Genomic DNA, 23,275 nt, shown 5'->3' with positions numbered 1-23,275 from the left:
ATTCATTATGCGAAATATGATGATGCGTTTGCGAACGATATGACCATATTTAGCCGGTGACTTTCAAAGCATGTCGGCGCTAACAATTTCCACTGCCGAGGAAAAGGAAAATAATTTTTCAGAAGACCCTTATTGGAAGTCTGCTGAGGTATGATGTTATTTTCGTACAGATCTTCAGGAGACGCATTCAGATACATTCACGAATCTTTGACTGCTGTCATGAACGCCACATCCATCATTGAGCACGGTTGCATATACCGACATTCTCGCGGTTCACTGCAGTATATTAATTTGATTGTTTTAATCATCAGAAATCAAATAAATACTTGTTGGTGATCACAATAAATCATCAGTATTACTCACTTGCTGGGGTATCCATAGCATTTAAATTAAATACCCATCTTCAGTTCGTGTGCATCATTTCTAAAGACGGCAGTTACAGTGTGTTTCGCCTAAAACCATGGATATCGAAATTCATTTGAAAATTCATCATGCAGATATACCTAACGAATGTAAGGAATATGTATATTTTCTAACTACATATTGCATGTTTTTTTGAGACATTTATTTTTATATATTATTATATATAACGCAAATTTTGTCATTATATTGTTATTCTTATATTATCATTTTCAATCTTTTTGATTTACGTTCGGCCGATTACGACGAAATATTTCTATACTTTTTTATAATATATGATAGTACATAGAGCTATATAACAATATTAATTATATAAAATCAATTAATACCTATTCCAATATTTTATTATTGCTTTAATATCTTGTTAATAATATATTTCATATTTCTGATTTTTAATTCATGCATACACTATATATTGTGAGTGAGAACATGTTGTTGAACAGATATGTTGTTGTGGAAACATATGGCGGAGAAAGATATGAGGGCACTCTGCGCAGATCCCAGGCCAGCGGGTTCCTGCATATAGTTCTACGGAATGATCGTACTATAGACCATTTATACATTCGCATGTCGTATGTTGTTTACATACGCATATCGCGAGCTAGGCCAAGGAAATCAGTTGAAGCCTCCATTGCCAAGGGCTTCAGGCGCTGAGGTATGCGCCCCGTGAGATCAGCGAGGTATTGTAAATGTCGTCTTCTAGATCGTCTGGAGACACTCTAAGCTCCATAATAGCGTTAATTCTGCTATTCACCGGAATAGTGATACTACCTCTCTACGGTGCTTATTTCTTCTACAGATGGAGCAGGTACAGGACCATAGCTCCCATGGCCATAGTGGTGACACTGTTTTCCATATCCATGATGATGACCCAATTCGTCACTCCAGAAAACTATGGTGGGAATTACAACCTAGCAATGATGGCAGATACCATGCTCGTGCTTGGCAGCATCCTCCTCTTTTTCGCATGGATCATTGGTCAGATATACAGGCTGGCAATAGGATCTGAAGAGAGGAACAGGATGGAGAAGATGTACAGGAAACCGGGTTTCGTGAAAGAGGCTATCCTGGAACACCATCTGGTGCTTACGGCAGCTTCACCGCTGTCGTTCATAGCTCTGACTCTCCTGAATTACAGTGGCGTGCATGGTGGTCTCTCAACATTCCTAGACGTGCTATGGTACTTGAGCCTCATAGGATATTTCTTCATAGCTGCCGGCATAGTCATGATGTGGGCATTGAGTTACATATCCTGAATAAACTATGCCTCGTATTATTCAGTGAAATTGGCAGTGTGCTTCTGTTTGTATCCTTGGCCTTTTTTTTCAAGTCTAGCATTTACCGTTTACGAAACTGGTTTAAGCCATGGAGTGTTCCTTTCTGAAGGATATTCTTTTCCTTAAATATATCAAATTACCTTTGGTCGATCTGTAGCTTGTAACAACAATCCTTGCGCCGCATTCGCATGTTTTCAGCTTGTGCAGGGCCACATACCTTATTATTTCCCTTCCACAGAATTTACAGGTCACTCTGTCCATCGCTTCGTATTCCAGCTCTCTCGCAAGTGCCTTTTTCAATTCTGCAAACGTGCCATTAAACTCTGTCAAAATTCCACGGTCTCCTATATAGACCTTTATGCCGAATAGATCTTTTCCCTCACGGACAAATTCATCCACGACACAGTCAATTCCATATTTCTGACCTATATTGTTGAGGTATCTTTCAAGTTCTTCACCCAATTTAAATTCAGAATTTCTCCTGGAGATCTTCCCATTGACCTTCTTCAGAATATCTTCCTTTTCATTCTCAGTGAGTGTTTTCAAGATGTCATGAATATTCTCTTTGCTTATGGTAATGTTATGAACAATATCCTGATGTACGATATCTGGAAAAAACTGGATCTGATCTATCAATCTCTCATAAGTCTTTGAAAAATTGGCATAATCAGACAGATAATCTGAGATTGCGTTTCTGATGTAGCTTCTTTCCTTGTCGACAGTCAGACTCCTTCGATCCTTGTATTGCATAATCCTGTGCTTCATTTCCTCAATGTCCAGGCCCTCCCTGTAAATCAGTTCCGCCACCTCGTCCCCGCAGGTCTGGCCATACGGGGTCATAACCGGTTCAGTCTTGCCATGAAGGATAGCAGCAATCGCTTCTACCGGTTGGTTCGGATCAATATCCGGATCCATGTGAAATAGAACCTGAGCTGTCGCTATCGCAATCGCTTTTCTGCGTTTACTTTCTGATTTGCTTAACTGGAGCAGCTGTGATCACCATATTGGAAATATTGCAGCATTTATTGCGAAGTCCATAAATAATATTTGCCATCTCATGCCCAAGGCCTGAGAGCAGCATGATGTATTTTGTCATTATAGTTTTCAAAAACAAGATATTTTACCATCAGCATATTTGATATTCCGAAGACAATATGCCATGTAAAAGCATGAAGAAGGGCGTTGATGATATTGATGCCGCGAAGAGGCAGAGAATTCTCAGGACAGCAATATTCTACGGTATATCTCTACTGCTATCACTCCTCATCATAGTCATATCCATAACATTATTCATCATGGTGGTTTACCTTGAAGATAAAGTCAGCAGACCGTTCTTCTATATCTTCATCTCGATCGTGGCGGTGAACCTTGCTGTTTCGATTCTCTCTGTGAGGGGCCTGATCAAGCTTTACCCATTGTTTCAACCTGAAACAAAAGAAGTAAGGGCTGTCGTTTTACCTAAGCAAGGTATGAGCCCTGCATCCGGTGTTAATACTTCCGCGCAGGAAATAAACCCGGAATATTTCACAGACCTGGAGCTTCAAATTATAGACACAATAAAGGAACATGGAAACAGGATGCTCCAGAGCGAAATTGCAAGGACGATCAACGTCTCAAAGGCATCAATTTCCAGGGCACTTACCTCGCTGGAGAATAAAGGAGTTATCGTAAGGCTGAGAAGAGGCGTCACAAACGAGATAGTCCTAACGGAAACCTATTCCAAATAGTTTCATGAAACATGTTTCAGGCAACGCTTATTTGTTTTTCCAGCATCCTTAACATTATGGAAAAGAGAATTGAAAACCTCATATGGGTTCTAGTTGGACTTGTTGCGGTAGTCGCTGCTGTGGCCATAATAACATCAATACTGTTCGGAGGCCGATATTACAATGGTTACTACGGACCGTACAGGATGATGGGTGGTTTCTACGGCATGGGTATAATAATGCCGATCATGGGAGTAATCTCCGTGATCCTCGTCCTGATATTCATATATTTCATACTCGAAGCAATCAGAGGCCCGGTTCAGTACGAACACACCGAGAGTGTGTCCAGAGCAGAGGAGATAGCCAAGGAAAGGCTTGCAAGGGGAGAAATCACTGAGGAAGAGTACAGACGCATAATAGAGAACATAAGGAAGTGATCATGAATTGAACGGATACAAAATAGCTGGAATCGCTGGCGTCCTGTTCCTCGTCGGCGTTCTGATCTTTTCAGCAGCATACTATTACAACGGCAATGGGGCTCATTACGGGCCGCCATACCTGACGCAGAGTCAGCTTGAAAGCCTTAACGTCACAGATTCTGGAGTTCAGGCTTCGCCTGCAGACTCCACCATCTACATTAACAGTTCAACCGACCTGCTCGTCATGGCCGGCCCGATGAATGCTCCCAGCATGTACAGTTTCGAGATCCTAGGGATGTTCAATCCAACTCTGGTCATCAGGGATGGCGTGACAGTTCATTTCACTGTAGTTAACATAGACACGGACTCGTATCACAATTTCGTGATCAGCTCTCGCGGTCCTCCCTATCCATACATGTCTGGTATGGGATCCATGGGTTTCGGATCCTACGGCTTCATGACGTCGATGAACTTCCTGCCGCCGCAGAGTTCAGGGCATTTCTACTACTACAATCTGACATATACGTTTTCCCAGCCTGGTACGTTCTGGTACCTCTGCACATACCCAGGGCATGCCGAAAACGGAATGTACGGAAAGATAACCGTGGATCAGTAGGCCGGAAATGGATTGGCATAAATTTATTTTTAAATTTTATAAAATATTTTCCTGCATTGTCGCACAATACACCATATGCGCAGTTAAGTTCAAAAATGAACTGTTTTAACAGAAATCGTGATGTTTAATGCGTCACATATCTATTTCCAGGGTCACAGGTGCGTGATCTGAACCTGTAACGTTCTCCAGTATATCGGCTCCCTTCACCCTGTCCTTTACATCATCGCTCACAACGAAATAGTCTATTCTCCACCCTATATTCTTTGCCCTGGCGTTGAACCTGTAAGACCACCATGAGTAATGGCCACCGTCCTTAACGAACAACCTGTAGGTATCGATGTATCCGCTGTTCAGGAACTTCGTCATCCAATCCCTCTCCTGCTTCGTAAAGCCTGCGTTGTTCTCGTTGTCCTTCGGCCTGGCGATATCTATCTCCTCATGGGCAACGTTGAAATCTCCGCATATTATCAGCGGTTTCTTCTTCCTCAATTCATTGGCATATTCAAGGAACTTCTCATCAAAATCAAGTTTCATGTCAAGCCTCGTTAACCCATGCTGCGAATTGGGAAAATAAACATTTATGAAGTAGAATTTATCGAATTCAAGGTTCAGTATTCTTCCTTCCTCGCTTTCAAAACCATATGAAACGCCAAGCGGCTTTTCCTTAACAAGGCTCATCGTACCGCTGTATCCTTTCTTCTTCGCTGGATTGTTGTATAGGTAATAGCCAAGGTGGTACATCTCTTCAGGTATGTTCGTATTATCAGCCTTCGTCTCCTGAAGCGCGATACCGAAGTAATCGTTGCCCTTGAGAACCGAGACAGCGCCGTTCTTGACTGCAGCCCTCAAACCATTAACGTTCCATGACATGAATCTGTAAAGCATATCAACACTGATGATGCAATTGTACAGCATTTAAAAATTTTTTATGCGATGAATTAACAATTACTTTAAATTGATATACGGTATGATTGGCTATGAAGATAGCAGCAGTTGTTGATGATGAGAATAACCTGCAGCCACTGGATATGGGAAGCTCCATAATCCTTTTCGATGACGAGTCAAAGGAGATGAAGGAGTACGAGAACCCGGGTTTTGCCAACCCGAGGGGAGGAAAGGAGATAGCCATGAGCATCATACTCAGGCTGAAACCTGATGCGATACTGGTAAGGGAGGGTTTTCTCTGCCCTGGTTCGTACGGCATGTCCCGTGGAAGGATAAAGTACATACCCGCAGAGTCCGAGGATCTTCCTGCAAATCTGAAGAGCCTCTCAGACTTGAAAAACAGGGCGGTTGATGAGCTGGATTTCTCGTTCTTCAGGGAAAACGAGTGAATAAAAATAATATTTTTCAATCCACGTAGAACTCGAAACCTGGCTGTCCACCGCCGGAGCCGTTTTTGCCTCTGCTGTATTTCTCCATCTCCAGTTTTCGCAGTTCCTTGCGTATTATCTTCCCGCTTATTGTCTTAGGGAGTTCGTTGACGAACTCTATCTTCTTAGGCCTCGCATGCGGGCCAACAAGGTTCCTCACATGGATGCTCAGCTCTCTTGCAAGATCCTGGGACGCACTGTAACCGGACTTCAGCACCACGAATGCCTTAACCAGGTTGCCCCTGATATCGTCCGGAGTTCCGACGACCGCGGATTCCGCAACTGCTGGATGCCTGAGCAGGGCTGATTCAACCTCGAATGGCCCGATCCTGTAATCCGATGATTTTATCACGTCGTCGGATCTGGAGACGAACCAGAGGTAGCCGTCTTCATCCATATAGCCCATGTCTCCAGTATAGTAGAGGCCGTTCCTGAAGCGATCGCGTGTAAGTTCCTGATCGTTCATGTACGAATTGAAAAGGCCGTTTGGCCTCTGCGATATGTCCACAGCTATATGACCTACTGAATTGGCCGGAAGCCTGTTCCCGGAATCGTCCACTATCACCACCCTGTAAGGTTCGAGCGGTTTTCCCATGGATCCCGGCTTCACCGGTTGATTCTCTATGTTGCCAACCATCAGCGTGGATTCAGATTGCCCGTATCCATCCTTTACAGTCACGCCAAGATACTGCCTGATCCTGTCTATGATCTCAGGATTCAGCGGTTCACCTGCTGAAGCTGCCTTTCTCAGATGCAGGTTTCTGGAGGATAGGTCCTGCAGAAGAAACATGCGCCATACAGTGGGAGGCGCACATATGCTGGTGATCAGGAACTTCTCCATCGCATTTAGCGCCATCTCCGGATCGAACCTGCGGTAGCGCATATTGAATACCGTGGAACCGGATATCATCGGGGAGTAGTAGGAAGACCATCCCCACTTGGCCCAGCCCGGGCTGCTTATGTTCCAGTGAATGTCCTGAGCCCTTAGGTCAAGCCATTTAACTGTTGTCCTGTGACCCATCGGATATGTGTTGTTGTGAAGTACCATCTTCGGATTGCCCTCGGTACCGGATGTGAAGAATATCACGTGCTCCGCATCCGGATCATCGTAGAACCTGGTGAACGTATCCGGATAGCCCTCTATTGTCCTATTCGTGGAGGGATCCTCCAGATTCACAACGTTGTCGCCGAAACCCTTCAGCTTATCATACGATGCATTGTCTGTGAAGATGATCTTAGGGCTGAGATGATCGATCCTGTACTTTATCTGCGAGTCCGGCAGGATGGATGCCATCGGTGCGTATACTGCGCCCATGGCAATCGATGCTGTGACCGCATGGTATATCTCCAGGGAGTTCTCCATCATTATCATTATCCTGTTGCCCGGCCTTACCTTCATATCGTAAAGATAATTTGCAAGCCTGTAGGATCTCTTAAGAAAAGTGCCGTAGGTTTCGCTTCTGGCATTCAGATCTGCATCAGAAACGATCAGCGCCGTCTTTCTCCTGTCGTTCTTCTCTATGACATCCCTAACGAAGTTGAAACCCATGACATGAAAAATCATAGTTAATATATAATGTTTTTGAATTATTGATTTGTATTACTTTAAATTTATATACAAATGCATGAGAATAGATTGTATATCGTTATATCAGTATACTGATGGATCCTTGGATCATCCGGGAAAAACTGAAAAAAAATGGAATATGGAAGAAAAGCCATTAATCTGGAAACACCTAGATCTAGCTGTTTCCATATGATCGCCAGATGTCCCTATATCAGCTTTATGTATGAGTATCCATCCATCTTTCCGTAGCAGTACTTGACCTCCCTGAAACCGGACTTAAGCTGCTTGACTTCAGTCCTGATCTTCTCTGGGTCTTCGTGCTTTATTATCGCTCTTGTTATGAGGGAAGCTATCTCCTTCATCTCTGATTTGCCCATGCCAACGCGTGTTGCCTCCTGCACTCCAATCCTGATGCCGCTCGGGTTCTGCGATTTCTTGTTGTCATCCCACGGAAGCAGGTTCTTGTTGAGTATTATGCCGCACTTCTCCAGCGTTTCTGCCACGTATCTGCCGCCTCCGTTCTTGCTCACATCAACGGCCATGGTGTGGGATTCCGTAAAGCCTCTCTTCTCGGCCAGCACGTTAAAACCATTGGAATAAAGCTCTTCTGCCAGGGTCTTTGCATTTGATATTATATCATCGGCATACTTCTTTCCGAATTCCAGTTCTTCTGCGGCCGTTACACCCAGAGCCGCCATTGCATTCAGATGGTGATTGCTCAGGACTCCGGGGAAAACCGCGCGCCTCACAGCCTTCCATGTTTCGTCATCGGTGTTTCCGAGTATAACGCCATGCTGAGGTCCCGGGAATGTTTTATGCGTGCTCCCCGTAACTATATCGGCGCCTTCCCTGAGCGGGTCCTGGAACCTGCCGCCGGCTATGAGGCCGAGTACATGCGCACCGTCGTACCATACCTTGCATCCAGCCTCATGAAACGCCTCTGACATCTCCTTCAGCGGTGCAGGGAACATGAAGACGGACTGGCCGAAGAGGCAGACCTTCGGCTTCTCCCTGATTATCATCTTCGATGCCTGGTCAGGATCGATGGTCATCGTGTCGCTATCGTAGGGGTAATTTATCGTCCTTACAGATCTCATGCCAAGGATGCCGAACTCCGCCGCACTTATGTGGCCTCCTCCTGAGAGGGAGGGTGTGGCCACAAGGTCTCCCGGACCGGCCAGTGCGTATATTGCCGCTGAGTTGGCGTTTGTTCCGGATATGGGCCTCGGATCTGTCTGGCTGGTTCTGAACAGCTTTGAGAGCAGCTCATTGGTCCTGTCCTCTATCAGATCGACGTAATAATTGCCCTGGTAATACCTGTGATGGGGCAGCCCCTCGGCATACCTGGATTCAAGATCGCTTATCATGACCTCCTTTGCAAGCGGGCTCATCACGTTTTCTGAGGCTATAAGCGCGATGCCGTCCCCGAACATCTCGCTGTGCTTCATCGCCATTTCCCTTATGTACTGGGCGTCTTCATAGGACATATTATTGGATCGCTGACTTGTTAAATACACTTTTTATCTCATCCGCTGACTGAAAGCAATTGTCAGATCCAATTAATAATCAAGATATTTAAATAATTGGCATGAATGCGACATATCATTTAAATACTGCAATAACGGATGTCGGATAACAATTTTTTCTTGTATTTTCTATACAGAATAATGAGTTCTGCAGCGAATATACAAATGGTTACTTTTATATATGCTTCGAAAATGACCGATTGGGTGTATTAATGGTAACTACAGTGGATGCTCTCCTAGCTATTGCGGCATCAATCTCCATCGCTGGCGGCTTGATAGGTACCGGCATGGCCCAGCAGGGAATAGGTGCCGCGGGTATGGGTATAATCGCAGAAAAGCCCGAAAAGTTCGGCCAGGTCCTGTTCTTCTTCGTTATACCTGAGACACTCTGGGTCATAGGTCTTGCTCTGGGTATCATACTGCTGCTCCACATTATCTGATCTCTATGTCCCTCGAAGAAGTCCTGAAGGATATCGAACGAGATAAGGAAGAGAAAAAGAAGCAGATAGCGGATGCAGCGTCGCAGGAAACCGCGAAGATCGAAAGGGAAAAGGAGGAAAAGATCCAGTCGCTGCAGAGGGAATACGAAAACAGGATGAGGGAGGAAGGAGAAAGGCTGTACAGCTCCATAATAGACAGGGCGAACGTGGAGGCAAGGAACATCATAAGGATGCGCGTTCAGGAGGTCCTGGATCAGTATGGCGCCAAGGCGGACGAATGGATCAAGAATTTAGCTGAGACAAAGGAATACGGCGAAATCCTGAAGAAGATGGTTGATGTATCCAGGAAGGCGCTTGGCCCTGACTGCATAATCAAGGTCAACAAGGCGGATAGAGGACGTATTTCGGATGCAAACATCCTATTTGAGGATATAGATCCATATGGCGGCGTACTTGCAACCTCCAGGGACGGAAAGGTGGAACTCGATCTGAGGATATCACGGATCGAGAACGAAATTCTTGAACGCTTCAAGGTACGCCTTTATTCCATGATAGAGGGCTGAGATGGATTCAACCTATATAGGATCCTATGGAAGGCTGCGTGTTTACCAGACAGAGTTCTTCAGCAGGCAGCAGATAGACCAGCTGCTTTCCATGACCGATCCGAAGGATGTATCGGCCTTTCTATATAATGGGCCCTACAGGGAGGATTATGATAGCCTCGCCGCCGTGTTCAAGGATCCGGATCTGACCGAGATGGCCATAAACAGGCATATGGTCAGGAACAACCGCCTCGTTATGTTTTCTGTCCCTCCCCTTGCAAAGAATGCCGTAATGGCATACCTGAGCAAATGGGATATAGAGAACATAAAGACGGTTATATCGGCAAAGTTCCTGGGCCATGGCATCAGGGATGCTGAGCCATTCCTTGTGAGTTTCCGCGATGTTCCTCTCGGCATAATGAGCGGTACGCTCACAAGCGAGGACTATAGGAACATGATAAATCTGCCCAACGTAGAGGCAATACTCAACTACCTTGCAAGGTTCGGATACGGCACGTACATGATGCAGTTCCTTGAGGACTACAGGAAGACCGGCGACATATCTCCCATGCTCTATTCACTGGATCGGTATTACTACCTCAACCTCATATCCGCACTGAAGTATTACAGGGGAGATGAGGGCCCGGTTCTAAATTATGTGCGATCAGACATAGACCGCCAGAACATAGTGACCATGCTCAAGGGCAAGGTCCTGAAGATAGCGTTTGAAAGGATGGCTTCGGGTATCATAGATGGCGGCAACATAGGGGCGAGCAGACTCCGTGAGATATATTCATCGCAGGACGTGGTCTCTGTAGTGGATGCGCTGAAGCAGTATTACGATCTTGAGGTACCAAAAAAGAACTACATGGAGACCGGGAATCTGTATCATTTCGATATTGCGATGAGGAACATCATTGCAAGGAGATACCTCGATACCATGTCCATGCTGCCGCTGTCTCTCGATAGCCTGTTTTATTTCATGCTTAGAAGCGAGTTTGAGAGGCACAACCTCAGGACGATATACCTTTCAAGGGTCAACGGGATGCCGAGGGAGATCACAGAGAGCTTACTCATAACGGAGATGGTTTGATTGGAGAGCTGCATAACGGTCATTGGTGAAAGGGATATAGTCCTCGGGTTCAGGCTTCTTGGGATACAGCATACCGTAATAGCTGAGGGCAAGGATCTTCTGAAGAAATTCCTCGAAGTATTCGAGAACCCTCAGTGCAACATAATAATCGTCTCCGAGAATGTTAAGAATCTTATGGATAAGAGGACGCTGAGGAGCGTCGAGATCTCTTCAAGGCCTCTCGTTGTCTTCATACCTCTTCCTGGCGTCAGGGAGGAGGAAACGATAGAGGAGATGGCGAAGAGGATACTTGGCATAGATATAGGAAATGTTTGAGGTGAATGTATGGGAAAGATAATCAGGATTTCAGGTCCAGTAGTTGTGGCAGAGGATGTTGAAGACGTCAAGATGTATGACGTGGTTAAGGTCGGGGAGATGGGCCTGATAGGGGAGATAATAAAGATAGAGGGAAACAGATCCACGATACAGGTCTATGAGGATACCGCAGGAATAAGGCCGGACGAGAAGGTAGAGAATACGGGAAGGCCGCTCTCGGTTGAGCTTGGCCCCGGCATCTTAAAATCCATATACGATGGCATACAGAGGCCGCTTGACGTCATAAAGAACACCTCCGGCGATTTCATAGCCCGCGGTCTGAACCCCCCTGCCCTGGACAGGGAGAAGAGATGGGAATTCATTCCGGCAGTGAAGAAGGGAGACAGCGTCGGTCCAGGCCAGATCCTTGGTACAGTTCAGGAAACATCACTCATAACGCACAGGATAATGGTTCCAGAAGGGATATCGGGGAAGGTTACGAGCATAGCCGATGGCGATCACAGGGTAGAGGATGTCATAGCCACTATATCCGGAAATGGTAAGAACTACGATGTACGCATGATGACCACATGGCCTGTGAGGAAGGCCAGAAGGGTCCAGAGAAAGCTTCCTCCGGAGATACCGCTGGTAACCGGCCAGAGGGTGATAGATGCCCTGTTTCCAGTGGCAAAGGGCGGCACGGCAGCTGTGCCAGGACCGTTCGGCAGCGGGAAGTGCGTTTCTGGAGACACGCCTGTGCTGCTGGTCGATGGGGAGAAGAGGATAGACGAGATCTTCAAGGAAGCGCTTCTCAATCCCGATAATGAGGTCGAGATCGGCAATGACGAGGAGATAGTAAGGCTGAAGGAACCCCTGCATATATATTCAATGGTTGGATCGGATATTGTCGAGAGCGTTTCATATGCCTTATATCATGGCAGGAGCAACGCACTCGTCACGGTTATGACAGAAGGCGGGCGCAGAGTACGCGTCACGCCTGTGCACAGATTGTTCGTCAGGTCTGGAACTGCCGTTGTTGAGAAGCAATCCTCTGATATACAGGAGGGTGATGAGATCGCATGTGCGGCAATTCACGATAACGAGGATTCGCAGACCGTTACCAGCGTAATGACCCTGGCATTCGACAGGGTTAAGGCCATGGAGACGGTCTACGGTTCATTCGACGTCTACGATCTCATGGTTCCAGACTATGGATACAACTTCATAGGCGGAAATGGCCTCATCGTACTTCACAACACCGTCATACAGCACCAGCTGGCAAAATGGAGCGATGCAAATATAGTCGTGTACATAGGCTGCGGTGAACGCGGAAACGAGATGACTGAGATACTGACCACATTCCCGGAGCTCAAGGACCCGAATACAGGCCAGCCCCTGATGGACAGAACGGTGCTAATAGCAAACACATCGAATATGCCCGTTGCGGCCAGGGAGGCAAGCATATACACGGGCATAACAATAGCCGAGTATTACAGGGATATGGGATACGATGTGGCACTGATGGCAGACAGCACATCCCGCTGGGCTGAGGCTCTCAGGGAGATATCCGGGAGGCTGGAGGAGATGCCTGGTGAGGAGGGATATCCAGCATACCTTGGCAGGAGGGTATCTGAGTTCTATGAAAGATCCGGAAGGGCGCGGCTCATATCTCCAGATGAAAGGTATGGATCCATCACCGTTATCGGTGCCGTATCACCTCCTGGCGGTGATATATCTGAGCCTGTTTCGCAGAACACGCTGCGTGTTACCAGGGTTTTCTGGGCGCTTGACGCAGCTCTGGCGAACAGAAGGCACTTCCCGTCCATAAACTGGCTGAACAGTTATTCCCTTTACACAGAGGATCTGAAAGGATGGTACGACAAGAATGTTTCAGCCGAATGGTCAGCGCTGAGGGAAAGAGCAATGGAGATTCTCCAGCGTGAAAGTGAGCTGCAGGAGGTTGCACAGCTTGTCGGCTATGATGCCATGCCGGAGAAGGAGAAATCCATACTCGATGTCGCAAGGATAATCAGGGAGGACTTCCTGCAGCAGAGCGCTTTCGATGAGATCGATGCGTACTGTTCTCTAAAGAAACAGTACCTGATGCTGAAGGCGATCATGGAGATAGATGCGTACCAGAACAAAGCGCTTGATTCTGGGGCAACCATGGACAACCTCGCCTCACTGGCTGTGAGGGAGAAACTGTCAAGGATGAAGATAGTCCCTGAATCTCAGGTAGAATCCTATTATGAGGATCTGATTGAGGAGATACACAAGGAGTATGGAAATTTCATTGGTGAGAAGAATGCCGAAGTTAACCTATAAATCAGTTTCACAGATAAGCGGCCCCCTGCTCTTCGTTGAGAACGTTCCAAATGCTGCGTACAATGAGATGGTGGACATAGAGCTGGAGAACGGCGAGACGAGGCAGGGGCAGGTTCTCGATACGAGGAAGGGGCTCGCCATCGTGCAGATATTCGGTGCAACAACAGGCATAGGGACGCAGGGCACGATGGTGAAATTCAGGGGCGAGACCGCCAGGCTGCCCATATCTGAGGACATGCTTGGAAGGGTATTCAATGGTATAGGCGAACCCATAGATGGTGGTCCAGAGATAATAGCCAAGGAGAGAATGGAGATCACCAGCAATGCCATAAACCCGTACTCGAGGGAGGAGCCATCTGAGTTCATAGAGACAGGCATATCTGCAATAGACGGAATGAACACGCTGGTGAGAGGGCAGAAGCTTCCAATATTCTCTGGTTCTGGACTGCCGCACAACCAGCTGGCCGCACAGATAGCCAGGCAGGCGAAGGTTCTGGATTCATCTGAGAACTTCGCGGTTGTATTCGGAGCCATGGGCATAACAAGCGAAGAAGCCAACTACTTCACAAACCAGTTCAGGGAAACAGGAGCTCTTTCAAGATCCGTGATGTTCCTTAACCTGTCATCGGATCCTTCGATGGAGAGGATAATACTCCCGAGGATAGCGCTGACCACGGCCGAGTACCTGGCGTTCCAGAAGGGCATGCATATACTGGTCATACTGACCGACATGACGAACTACTGCGAAGCCCTCCGTGAGATATCAGCGGCGAGGGAAGAGGTGCCGGGAAGGAGGGGTTATCCAGGATACATGTACACGGATCTCAGCACAATATACGAGAGGGCTGGGAAGCTGAAGGGAAACAGCGGATCCATAACGCAGATACCAATACTTACGATGCCAGGAGACGACATAACCCACCCGGTGCCTGACCTGACAGGATACATAACAGAGGGACAGATAGTGATATCAAGGGATCTTAACAGGAAGGACATGTACCCTGGCATAGATGTTCTGCTATCGCTTTCGAGGCTGATGAACCAGGGCATAGGCAAGGGAAGAACAAGGGAGGACCACAGGGGCCTTGCTGACCAGCTCTATGCCGCATACGCATCCGGAAAGGATCTGAGGTCTCTGACGGCAATAGTTGGAGAGGAGGCCCTGAGCCAGAATGACAGGAAGTACCTGCACTTCGCTGATACTTTCGAGTCAAGGTACCTAAAGCAGGGCTTCTTCGAGGATCGATCCATAGAGGATACGCTCAACCTTGGCTGGGAACTGCTTGCCGATCTGCCTGTTCAGGATATGAAGAGGGTCAAGCCGGATCACATCCAGAAATACGGAAAATGGAAAAAGGAGTGAACATGGATATAAGGCCAACAAGGATAGAACTGATACGGACCAGGAGGAGGATAAGGCTAGCGAAGAAGGGCCTGGATCTCCTAAAGATGAAGAGATCTGCCCTCATATACGAGTTCCTCCAGATAAGCAGGACTATAAGAGGTATGAAGGAGAACCTCCGGAAGGAGGTTGTAGATGCCCTGAACGTGATAAAGGTTGCGAGCGTTCTGGAGGGTTCCCTGGCACTCGAGCGGATAGCGAACATGTCCAGCGACTCCAGGATCAACGTCAACTCCAGGAATGTCATGGGCGTTAACATACCAACGCTGGACGTATCTTACAGCCTCTCAATACTCTCTGATGTTTACCGTACCGTTTCCGTCCCTGTTGCGATAGACGATTCCATAAGAAGGTTCCAGAAGCTCTTCTATGACCTGATACTCATCGTTGAGAAGGAGAATTCACTGAGAAACCTGCTCATGGAGATAGACAGGACCAAGAGGAGGAGCAACGCAATAGAAAATATACTGATTCCAAGGCTGGAGTACCAGGCAAAGACCATAAAGATGATGCTGGACGAGAGGGAGAGGGACACCTTCACGACGCTCAAGACGATCAAGAAGAAGATAGAGGCCGAGAATGATTAGGAACCCATGGTTCGATATAGGAACCAAGAAATATGTGAAGAATTTCGATATTACCAGGGCAAAGGATCCCAGGCTGATCAGGAAGTTCATAGTGATAAGGAACCTGATCATGATCTTCAATGTGGCAGTTGCTGCCCTTATCTTGGTGCTTGTGTGGAGCTGATGCTTATGGACGATGTTGAGACAATCAAGATCATAAAGGAGAAGGAAACGAGTGCTGATGAGGAAATCGAACAGTTCAAGCAGGAGCAGGAGAAACTGGTCAGGGAAGCCATGGAAAAGGAATCTCTGGACATAGAGAAAACAGAGGGCGAACTCAAATCCAGGTATCAGGAGTACCTCGAGTCAAGGAGAAAGGAGGCTGAGGAAAAGGCAGCCGCCATAATAGAGAGCGCAAAGGAAAGATCAGCATCGATGAACCTCAGCCTGAAGGAAAGCGACCTGCAGAAGATGCTTCTGGATATCATAATGCAGTATCTAGAGGAGTAGTATGCTGAGACCAGTCAGAATGGAGAAGATAAGGATCATAGCCCCCTATTCCTACAGGGATGCCGTTATATCGGCATTGCATGACCTCGGTGTCATGCAGATAGAGGAGATAAGGGAGGATGTCGACAGGCTTCTCTCACCGGGAAGGATCTCGGAACAGGCCAAGACGGTCATGGACTATCTCCAGAAGTTCCGCGGTTACGAGAATATCCTTCCGAAGAGGCCAGTATCCACGAGGGCAAGGTTTTCCTCCCTCTCTGATATACTCAGCGAGGCCTCAAAGATAAACATAGATGAGGACGTGCGCATAGCGGTTACGAAGGAGAATGACATCGCAGCCGCGATTAAGGACATAGACAGCAGGCTGGCAGCGCTTGAGTATATGAAAGGATATGATTTCGATGTGTCCATATTCAACGGCAAGCACTTTGAATCTTACATAATACCAGACAGGGACATCGATACGAAGGCCTTCTCCACGCTGGATGCTGAAATAATACCGCTGAAGAATGCATTCATAATAACAGTTGCTGAGGATAGGACGCAGGATCTCAGCAGGATCGCGAACTCAATTGGAGTGAGGCTCATACACATACCGAACGTGAAGGGAAAGCCTGATGATGTAATATCGATGCTGCAGGAGGAGAGGAAAAAGCTTGAACAGGCTATGCAGGGAATAACAAGGCATCTCGGCGATTTATCTGACAAGTACTACGAAAGGATAGCACAGATAAGGGAGGCCCTTGAGATAGAGGCCAAGAAGATCGAGGTTGAGGACAAGCTCAAGGGGACTGAATACACATTCGCGGTCGAGGGGTGGATACCGGCAGATTCCTACGGCAGGGTAAGCGATACCATAAACAGGGTTACGGCGAACAGCTGCATAATAAGCAGGGTGAAGACTGATGAGATACCGCCAACACTGCTCAGGAACCCAAGGAGGATCTCGCTCTTCGAATTCTTCATCAAATTCTATTCCCTTCCAGAGGGGACGGAATACGATCCAACGCTGATATTTGCGCTCGTTTTCCCTGTTTTCTTCGGGCTCATGGTCGGAGACTGGGGCTACGGCCTTGCCATACTGCTTCTGTCCCTCTTCATAATACACCGCGTGGACCATCCGCCCGCAAAGAGCCACATACCAAGGGTGATAAGCAGGTTCGTGCTGATGATAATGTCCCCGCAGTCCCTGAAGATCCTGGCAAAGGCCCTGATACCCTCGTCGATAGTAGCCATGATAGCCGGCATACTGTTCAACCAGTTCTTCGGATTCGCCATTCTGCCATTCACCGTGTTCCATGTCTATGCGGTGCTTCCAAAGCTGATGCTGATCGCCGGCTACATAGGCCTGGGCATGGTGGTGTTCGGTTTCATACTCGGATTCATAGAGGATCTCTGGATGAAGGATGTGAAAGGCGCAATGGACAGGCTCGGATGGCTGTTCTTCGCTGTTGGAATAGCGACGATCGGCCTCAACCTTATACACCACGATCTCACGTTCAGCGTTAAGACCGGCATATCCAACATGATCGCAGTTGCGCTGATAGTTATCGGGATACCGCTGATAGCCATAAAGGAGAAGTCGCAGGGATTCATAGAGATGCCATCAATAATAAGTCACATACTATCGTATCTGAGGCTCGTCGGCATACTGATCGCAAGCGTCGTAATAGCTGAGATAATAGACCTGGTGTTCATGAGGAGCATAGTTTCGCATTCAATAGGCCTCGCAATCGCCGGTGTTGTGATCCTGATATTCGGTCAGATGTTCAACCTCATACTTGCGGTGTTCGAGCCCGGTATACAGGGTGCAAGGCTGATATACGTCGAGTTCTTCTCAAAGTTCTACCATGGCAATGGCAGGATGTTCAGGCCGTTCAAAAGCCAGAGGAAATACACGGAGAACGGAATCGATCTAGAAAAAGTGAGATAAACGTTTAAGCATGGAAACGATACAAACATGATGATACCTTCTTTTTCCCCTTTTGAAGGTGGTGGCAGATGAACATAGGAGTTCTGGGTTTCCAGGGGGATGTGCAGGAACATATCGATATGCTGAAGAGGATCTCCAGAAGGGTCAGGGATCTCAAGGCAGTACATATCCGCAGGGCCAGCGATCTAGACAGCGTCAACGGGTTGATAATACCTGGAGGGGAGAGCACAACAATATACAAACTCAGCGTGGAATACGGGCTGTACAGCAGGATAATGGAGAGGTCTTCTGAGGGCATGCCGATAATGGCAACGTGCGCTGGCCTCATACTCGTATCAAAGAACACGAACGATGACAGGGTGAAGGGAATGGGCCTCCTTGATGTCACGATAAGGAGGAATGCCTATGGAAGACAGGTGATGTCATTTGAAACTGATATCGATATCAACGGCATAGGCAATTTCCCGGCTGTATTCATAAGGGCACCTGTGATAGAGGATCCAGGAAGGTCAGAGGTGCTGGGCACGCTGGACGGGAGACCGGTGATAGTCAGGCAGAACAACGTCTTGGGAATGACGTTTCACCCTGAACTCACGGGGGACACAAGGGTGCATGAATACTTTGTCAACATGGTATGGGGGAGAGGGGGGTACATTTCCACTGCAGAAATGAAAAGGTGATGGTATGAGGACTGTTCTTTATGATGAGCATGCAAAGCTTAACGCCAAGTTCACGGAATTCAACGGCTGGGATATGCCGCTTTACTACAGGAGCATAATAGAGGAGCACATGGCTGTGAGAAGGCATGTCGGTATCTTCGATGTCTCGCACATGGGAGACATAACAGTCAAAGGAAAGGATGCTTCTGCATTCCTTGACCACATGTTTCCGACAAAGGTAAGCAATCTGAAGTCAGGAGAGTGCGTATACACCGCATTCCTGAATGAAGATGGGTTGATGATAGATGATACCATAGTATACAGGATGGGAGAGGATTCATACTTCTTCGTTCCGAACGCTGGAACAACGGAGAAGATATACAGATGGGTGACGGATCATTCAAAGGGATACGACGTCAGAATCGAAAATGTTTCAAACAAAATATCAAGCATAGCGCTGCAGGGCCCTGAATCAGAGGATGTCCTCAAGGAGCTGGGCTTCACCTATCCAGGCTACTTCAAGTTCCAGTACGATAACGGTAAATATATGAATCCAATAACAGGAAAAGATCAGATTATTATATCAGGAACAGGTTACACCGGAGAGAAAGGAGTCGAGTTCATAATTCCAAACGAGTTTGCGGTAGAACTCTGGAAAAAACTCCTTGAAGCCATATCCAGGAGAAATGGCCTCCCTGCCGGGCTGGGTGCTAGGGATACCCTTAGGATGGAGAAGGGCATGCTGCTCTCGGGACATGACTTCAATGAAGACAGGGATCCATATGAAGCTTCAGTTTCATTCATAGTCAACAACGATGGAGATTTCATAGGAAAGAAGAAGCTCGATGAGAGGAGAAAATCTGATCATGAGATATTCAGGGGATTCATACTCTCAGATGGAATACCAAGAAACGGCAATCTTATAAAGGCCGATGGAAAGAGGATAGGAACAGTAACCAGCGGCACCATATCGCCTGTTCTCAACAAAGGCATAGCACTTGGATACATAGATAAGGCTTACTCCAAGGAGAACACCGAGGTCATGATAGAGATACGTTCTGTTGATCATAGGGCTGTTGTCTCCAGGCCGAAGATAGTGAAATGATGTTGCAGTGGAAATACACCCCTCCCCCTCTATTCTAAATATTTTATTTAATATAAATTACTTATAAAATTTGCTTCTTGATCTCCTCTATGGCCACCCTCACCGCCTCATCGCTGTTGTATCTGTTCTTCCATCCTGTTTCCTTCAGCTTTTTCACATCCATCCTGGCGTATTTTACGTCACCAGGCCATCCTCTGCCCATGTATCCTCCTCTGTGCACTATCCTCGTATCCTTGAGTCCCATGGCTTCTATCACATACCTTGCAATTGTATCGACGTTGGTCACATCATCATTTCCAAGGTTGAATACGTCTGTACCATTCACCTTCTCATGGACGTAGAACATGCTCTCTATGCAATCAGTTACGTGCATGTAGGACTTTGCCTGAGTTCCATCCCCGAGGACCTCCAGTTCGCTGCTGTTCCTCTTCAGCTTGTTTATAAAATCGAATATGACACCATGCGTGGAATTCTTTCCAACAATATTGGCGAACCTGAATATCTTTGCATTCATTCCGTAATAATGCGAGTATGACGATATGAAAGCTTCAGCAGATAACTTCGAAGCACCGTATGATGATATCGGCATAAGCGGCCCATAATTTTCCGGTGTTGGTGTAATCTTAGCCTCGCCATATATGGTTGAACTGGAGGCGAATAGAAGATCCTTCACATCGTTTTTTCTCATCATCTCAAGAACGTTTACCGTGCCGACAACATTTGATCTGAGATCTATGGTCGGATCATTAGATCCATTCCTTACATCAGAATCTGCAGCAAGGTGCACGACAAGATCGTAATCACCTGGTGTGACAGATTCAGTTATATCTTCCTTTATGAATCTGAAATTCTTCATTCCCATGAACTGCCTTATGTATCTATCATCGGTTATGCTGAGGTTATCTATCACCGTGACGTCATTGTCCTGAAGAAGCATCTCCACCATATTTGATCCTATGAAACCTGCACCTCCCGTTATCATCACATGCTTTCCTTTCATCTGCAGGTAATCTGTGATATAATAATAGTTATTGCCATGCATGCCTTTGTATTTTATAACAAGGCAGATGTTTAATGAATTATGAAAAAAATCTATGTATAATGTGTTAAAAAACTACGTAATTTCAGGTAGATCCGCAAATAATTTTTATGGCCACGCCATGCTTATTCTCATGTCACAGAAGCTTCACTGCATAATCTGTGGATCCACGATTTATTCAGGATTATACTGTTCAGATTGCCTCTCAGAGATCCAGAGATCCCGCACGATGGACGATGAATCATTCGAGGAGTGGCTCTCACGTACAAGAGAATCCTCCACAGTAAAGGCTAACGAGAGAGAATGCATACCTCTGGATAACTTCCTGTGAATTATAATGTTTATTAACAAATAATTAAATTTAAAAAAATTTTTAAATAAAGAATACATAAAGTATTGGTGTGAAAATGGCAGAGACATGGGAGATAAAAGAAAAACTTAAACCAAGGGGACTGGAAGGAATATCAGACGTGCAGATAGACAACCACTTTGATGTGCATTACAAGGGATATGTGAACAAGCTGAACGAGATATGGAGCAGGCTCCCTGACGTGGACAGGAGCAAGGCAAACCAGAACTACAGCGAATTCAGAGCTCTAAAGCTCGAGGAAACATTCAACTATGGCGGATCGCTGCTCCATGAGCTCTACTTCGAGGGCCTCACGCCGAAGCATTCCGAGGTGCCAAAGGAATTCAAGGATGCCGTGGCAAAGGACTTCGGTTCATACGAGAAGTGGCTTGAGGACTTCAAGGCAACTGGCACAGCCTTCAGAGGATGGGCAATACTTGTCTTCGACCTTAACTATGGAAAGCTAAGAAACATAGGTTCTGATGCCCACAACGTCGGACTAATATGGAACTCCATAGCCATACTCACGATGGATGTGTACGAACACGCATACTATGTTGATTATGGAGCCAAGAGGGCGCCTTACCTGGACGCGTTCCTGAAGAACGTGAACTGGCCAGTGGTTCTCGACAGGCTCAACAGGGCGAAGAAAGCATACGAGGCTTTCAAATCCTGAAAATTTTATGGATTCACTTGTTTCCATACCTTTTTTGAACGACGAAAACGTAAGATCCTTAGTTTCACGTAAAGTGGAGGAGTTCCGTGCCATGGGGAGATCCTCCAGGGAAGTCCTGTTCAAGGAGCTGGTCTTCTGTATACTCGCTGCAAATACATCTGCTGAGATGAGTTTGAGGATGCAGGAAAGTATTGGCGACGGATTCCTATACATGTCAAGGGATGATCTGCGGAGATCGCTCAAAGAGAACAGATACAGGTTCTACAACGTCAGATCCGATTTCATCGTCAGATCAAGATCCATCATAGACGATCTGCCATGGATAGTATCCTCATCTGACCATGCGGGTTCAAGGGATTATCTCGTTGATAACGTCTATGGCATAGGATACAAGGAAGCATCGCATTTTATGAGAAATGTCGGCATATCTGATTTTGCAATACTTGACAAGCACATAATGAGGTGGATGTCCCAGTACTATCCTGTGAAGAAGAACACAAGCAGGAAGAACTACCTGTACAACGAGGGGATATTCAAGGAAATATCGGCAGGTTTTGGAATAGAACCCGGTGTACTGGATCTGTTCATCTGGTACAAGGAGACTGGCACGATAATCAAGTGACCTTATTCTCCAAGATTTTTCTTGACGCTCGTATATTTGCGAAGGATACGGCAAAGCCGGAAGCGAGTATCATCGATATTGAGATAACGGTGAGCATGTCTGGCCTCTGCCCAAGTATCAGTAAGGCAAAGATGACAGCGAAAACTGGATCCAGGTAGCTCAAAACGGATGCGGTCTGCACGCCTATCCTCCTCTGCGAGTCATACCACAGCAGCAGCGCAATACCTGTCTGAAAGATCCCGGCAAAGATCAGGAGAGAAAGTTTCACATAGCTCATACTGAATCTCATCATGGCCAGGAATGGAGCCGTCATGACCAGAACTATTATCGTCTGGTAAATCACCAGATCCGATGATCTCACATGATCAACGGCTTTTCTCGACACCAATGCGATCATCGCATAGCTAACCCCGGATATGAGGGCGATAGAAAATCCGGCAAGGTTGACATGAAGCGACTGCATGAACATTATGGCCATGGCTGCGAAGGAGAAAGAGCCACCGGCCATTGCAAGCCTATTTGGTCTCTCTCCTATCAGGAAACTAAGATATATGGCTATTGCAGGACCAGAATAGTAAAGCACAACGGCCATTGATACCGGCATGATGCTCACCGCGTAGAAGAAAGATATCCAGTTCACCCCCAGTAGTATACCGGAGAAAAGCACTGGCCATCTGGTCAGATCACGCATCCTCAGTTTTCCACGGTATATAGCGTAGAAGAACAACAGGGATATGAGCACTCTGAAGAAGACGAATACAGGCGATGGAAAACCTACAAGTATGGATACTACGGGTACAAGGCCCCAGAAAACGG

General features: G+C 46.7%; 26 protein-coding genes. 20 read left to right on the top strand and 6 right to left on the bottom strand.

Annotation, left to right across the window (positions count from 1 at the left end; genetic code table 11):
• The first annotated feature begins 1,109 nt into the window (after positions 1–1,109).
• Complete coding sequence (locus F6Q11_RS06565; protein ID WP_297027497.1) at positions 1,110–1,676, top strand: hypothetical protein; 567 nt, start codon at positions 1,110–1,112, stop codon at positions 1,674–1,676.
• Positions 1,677–1,778: 102 nt separating this feature from the next.
• Here F6Q11_RS06565 and F6Q11_RS06560 read toward each other — a convergent pair whose 3' ends face one another.
• Positions 1,779–2,462: a hypothetical protein gene (locus F6Q11_RS06560; protein WP_297027494.1), complete on the bottom strand. Its 684-nt coding sequence runs from the start codon at positions 2,460–2,462 to the stop codon at positions 1,779–1,781.
• A 404-nt stretch (positions 2,463–2,866) separates the two neighbouring features.
• Between F6Q11_RS06560 and F6Q11_RS06555 the strand changes: the two genes are divergently transcribed.
• Genes F6Q11_RS06555 through F6Q11_RS06545 form a run of 3 tightly spaced genes read left to right on the top strand, consistent with a single transcriptional unit; the run spans position 2,867 to position 4,438 of the window.
• The gene (locus F6Q11_RS06555; RefSeq protein WP_297027492.1) at positions 2,867–3,424 is read left to right on the top strand and encodes a MarR family transcriptional regulator; all 558 of its coding nucleotides are present in this window, start codon (positions 2,867–2,869) and stop codon (positions 3,422–3,424) included.
• A 56-nt stretch (positions 3,425–3,480) separates the two neighbouring features.
• Entirely contained in the window at positions 3,481–3,840 is a 360-nt protein-coding gene (locus tag F6Q11_RS06550; RefSeq protein WP_297027489.1) for an SHOCT domain-containing protein, read from the top strand.
• Between the two features lie 7 nt (positions 3,841–3,847).
• The gene (locus F6Q11_RS06545) at positions 3,848–4,438 is read left to right on the top strand and encodes a rusticyanin (protein WP_297027486.1); all 591 of its coding nucleotides are present in this window, start codon (positions 3,848–3,850) and stop codon (positions 4,436–4,438) included.
• 132 nt (positions 4,439–4,570) lie between these two features.
• Here the strand turns inward: F6Q11_RS06545 and F6Q11_RS06540 are convergent, their stop codons facing one another.
• Complete coding sequence (locus tag F6Q11_RS06540; protein ID WP_297027484.1) at positions 4,571–5,353, bottom strand: exodeoxyribonuclease III; 783 nt, start codon at positions 5,351–5,353, stop codon at positions 4,571–4,573.
• Positions 5,354–5,415: 62 nt separating this feature from the next.
• Here F6Q11_RS06540 and F6Q11_RS06535 point away from each other — a divergent pair, with 62 nt between their 5' ends.
• Positions 5,416–5,772 carry a hypothetical protein gene (locus F6Q11_RS06535; RefSeq protein WP_297027482.1) on the top strand — a complete coding sequence of 119 codons (357 nt, stop codon included), beginning with the start codon at positions 5,416–5,418 and terminating at the stop codon, positions 5,770–5,772.
• Between the two features lie 16 nt (positions 5,773–5,788).
• Here F6Q11_RS06535 and F6Q11_RS06530 read toward each other — a convergent pair whose 3' ends face one another.
• On the bottom strand, positions 5,789–7,360 hold the full coding sequence (locus F6Q11_RS06530; RefSeq protein ID WP_297027479.1) for an AMP-binding protein: 1,572 nt from the start codon (positions 7,358–7,360) through the stop codon (positions 5,789–5,791).
• A 224-nt stretch (positions 7,361–7,584) separates the two neighbouring features.
• On the bottom strand, positions 7,585–8,865 hold the full coding sequence (locus F6Q11_RS06525; RefSeq protein ID WP_297027477.1) for a serine hydroxymethyltransferase: 1,281 nt from the start codon (positions 8,863–8,865) through the stop codon (positions 7,585–7,587).
• 251 nt (positions 8,866–9,116) lie between these two features.
• Between F6Q11_RS06525 and F6Q11_RS06520 the strand changes: the two genes are divergently transcribed.
• From F6Q11_RS06520 to gcvT, 12 genes are all read left to right on the top strand, one after another.
• A complete protein-coding gene (locus F6Q11_RS06520) occupies positions 9,117–9,344 on the top strand; it encodes an ATPase (protein WP_010900427.1) in 228 nt (75 codons plus the stop codon).
• 5 nt (positions 9,345–9,349) lie between these two features.
• On the top strand, positions 9,350–9,907 hold the full coding sequence (locus F6Q11_RS06515; protein WP_297027473.1) for a V-type ATP synthase subunit E: 558 nt from the start codon (positions 9,350–9,352) through the stop codon (positions 9,905–9,907).
• A 1-nt stretch (position 9,908) separates the two neighbouring features.
• Positions 9,909–10,979, top strand: a complete 1,071-nt coding sequence (locus F6Q11_RS06510; protein ID WP_297027471.1) for a V-type ATP synthase subunit C — start codon at positions 9,909–9,911, stop codon at positions 10,977–10,979.
• Positions 10,980–11,294, top strand: a complete 315-nt coding sequence (locus F6Q11_RS06505) for a V-type ATP synthase subunit F (RefSeq protein ID WP_297027469.1) — start codon at positions 10,980–10,982, stop codon at positions 11,292–11,294.
• Between the two features lie 9 nt (positions 11,295–11,303).
• The gene (locus F6Q11_RS06500) at positions 11,304–13,598 is read left to right on the top strand and encodes a V-type ATP synthase subunit A (RefSeq protein ID WP_297027467.1); all 2,295 of its coding nucleotides are present in this window, start codon (positions 11,304–11,306) and stop codon (positions 13,596–13,598) included.
• Positions 13,579–14,961, top strand: a complete 1,383-nt coding sequence (locus F6Q11_RS06495; RefSeq protein WP_297027500.1) for a V-type ATP synthase subunit B — start codon at positions 13,579–13,581, stop codon at positions 14,959–14,961. Before F6Q11_RS06500 ends, F6Q11_RS06495 begins: the two co-directional genes overlap by 20 nt.
• Positions 14,962–14,963: 2 nt before the next feature.
• Positions 14,964–15,587, top strand: coding sequence for a V-type ATP synthase subunit D (locus F6Q11_RS06490; protein WP_297027464.1), 624 nt, complete (start codon positions 14,964–14,966; stop codon positions 15,585–15,587).
• Complete coding sequence (locus F6Q11_RS06485) at positions 15,580–15,750, top strand: hypothetical protein (protein WP_297027461.1); 171 nt, start codon at positions 15,580–15,582, stop codon at positions 15,748–15,750. Before F6Q11_RS06490 ends, F6Q11_RS06485 begins: the two co-directional genes overlap by 8 nt.
• Positions 15,751–15,755: 5 nt before the next feature.
• Complete coding sequence (locus F6Q11_RS06480; protein ID WP_297027459.1) at positions 15,756–16,076, top strand: hypothetical protein; 321 nt, start codon at positions 15,756–15,758, stop codon at positions 16,074–16,076.
• Between the two features lies 1 nt (position 16,077).
• Positions 16,078–18,009: a V-type ATP synthase subunit I gene (locus tag F6Q11_RS06475; protein WP_297027456.1), complete on the top strand. Its 1,932-nt coding sequence runs from the start codon at positions 16,078–16,080 to the stop codon at positions 18,007–18,009.
• 68 nt (positions 18,010–18,077) lie between these two features.
• Positions 18,078–18,689, top strand: coding sequence for a pyridoxal 5'-phosphate synthase glutaminase subunit PdxT (gene pdxT, locus F6Q11_RS06470; protein ID WP_297027454.1), 612 nt, complete (start codon positions 18,078–18,080; stop codon positions 18,687–18,689).
• A 4-nt stretch (positions 18,690–18,693) separates the two neighbouring features.
• On the top strand, positions 18,694–19,773 hold the full coding sequence (gcvT, locus tag F6Q11_RS06465) for a glycine cleavage system aminomethyltransferase GcvT (RefSeq protein ID WP_297027451.1): 1,080 nt from the start codon (positions 18,694–18,696) through the stop codon (positions 19,771–19,773).
• 61 nt (positions 19,774–19,834) lie between these two features.
• Here gcvT and F6Q11_RS06460 read toward each other — a convergent pair whose 3' ends face one another.
• Positions 19,835–20,773 carry an NAD-dependent epimerase/dehydratase family protein gene (locus F6Q11_RS06460; protein WP_297027448.1) on the bottom strand — a complete coding sequence of 313 codons (939 nt, stop codon included), beginning with the start codon at positions 20,771–20,773 and terminating at the stop codon, positions 19,835–19,837.
• Between the two features lie 172 nt (positions 20,774–20,945).
• On the opposite strand from F6Q11_RS06460, the gene F6Q11_RS06455 reads away from it, so the two are divergent.
• From F6Q11_RS06455 to F6Q11_RS06445, 3 genes are all read left to right on the top strand, one after another.
• Positions 20,946–21,143: a nucleotide-binding protein gene (locus tag F6Q11_RS06455; protein WP_297027446.1), complete on the top strand. Its 198-nt coding sequence runs from the start codon at positions 20,946–20,948 to the stop codon at positions 21,141–21,143.
• Between the two features lie 76 nt (positions 21,144–21,219).
• Complete coding sequence (locus tag F6Q11_RS06450; RefSeq protein WP_010900440.1) at positions 21,220–21,837, top strand: superoxide dismutase; 618 nt, start codon at positions 21,220–21,222, stop codon at positions 21,835–21,837.
• 34 nt (positions 21,838–21,871) lie between these two features.
• Positions 21,872–22,459, top strand: a complete 588-nt coding sequence (locus F6Q11_RS06445; RefSeq protein ID WP_297027443.1) for an N-glycosylase/DNA lyase — start codon at positions 21,872–21,874, stop codon at positions 22,457–22,459.
• Here the strand turns inward: F6Q11_RS06445 and F6Q11_RS06440 are convergent.
• On the bottom strand, positions 22,452–23,275 hold an 824-nt coding region (locus tag F6Q11_RS06440; RefSeq protein WP_297027440.1), incomplete at its 5' end, for a DMT family transporter. The genes F6Q11_RS06445 and F6Q11_RS06440 overlap by 8 nt on opposite strands.

The organism is Thermoplasma sp., from assembly GCF_008709555.1.
Lineage (GTDB): Archaea > Thermoplasmatota > Thermoplasmata > Thermoplasmatales > Thermoplasmataceae > Thermoplasma.
Note: the sequence above shows the minus strand (reverse complement) of the source record. Positions and strands in the feature narration are given on the sequence as shown.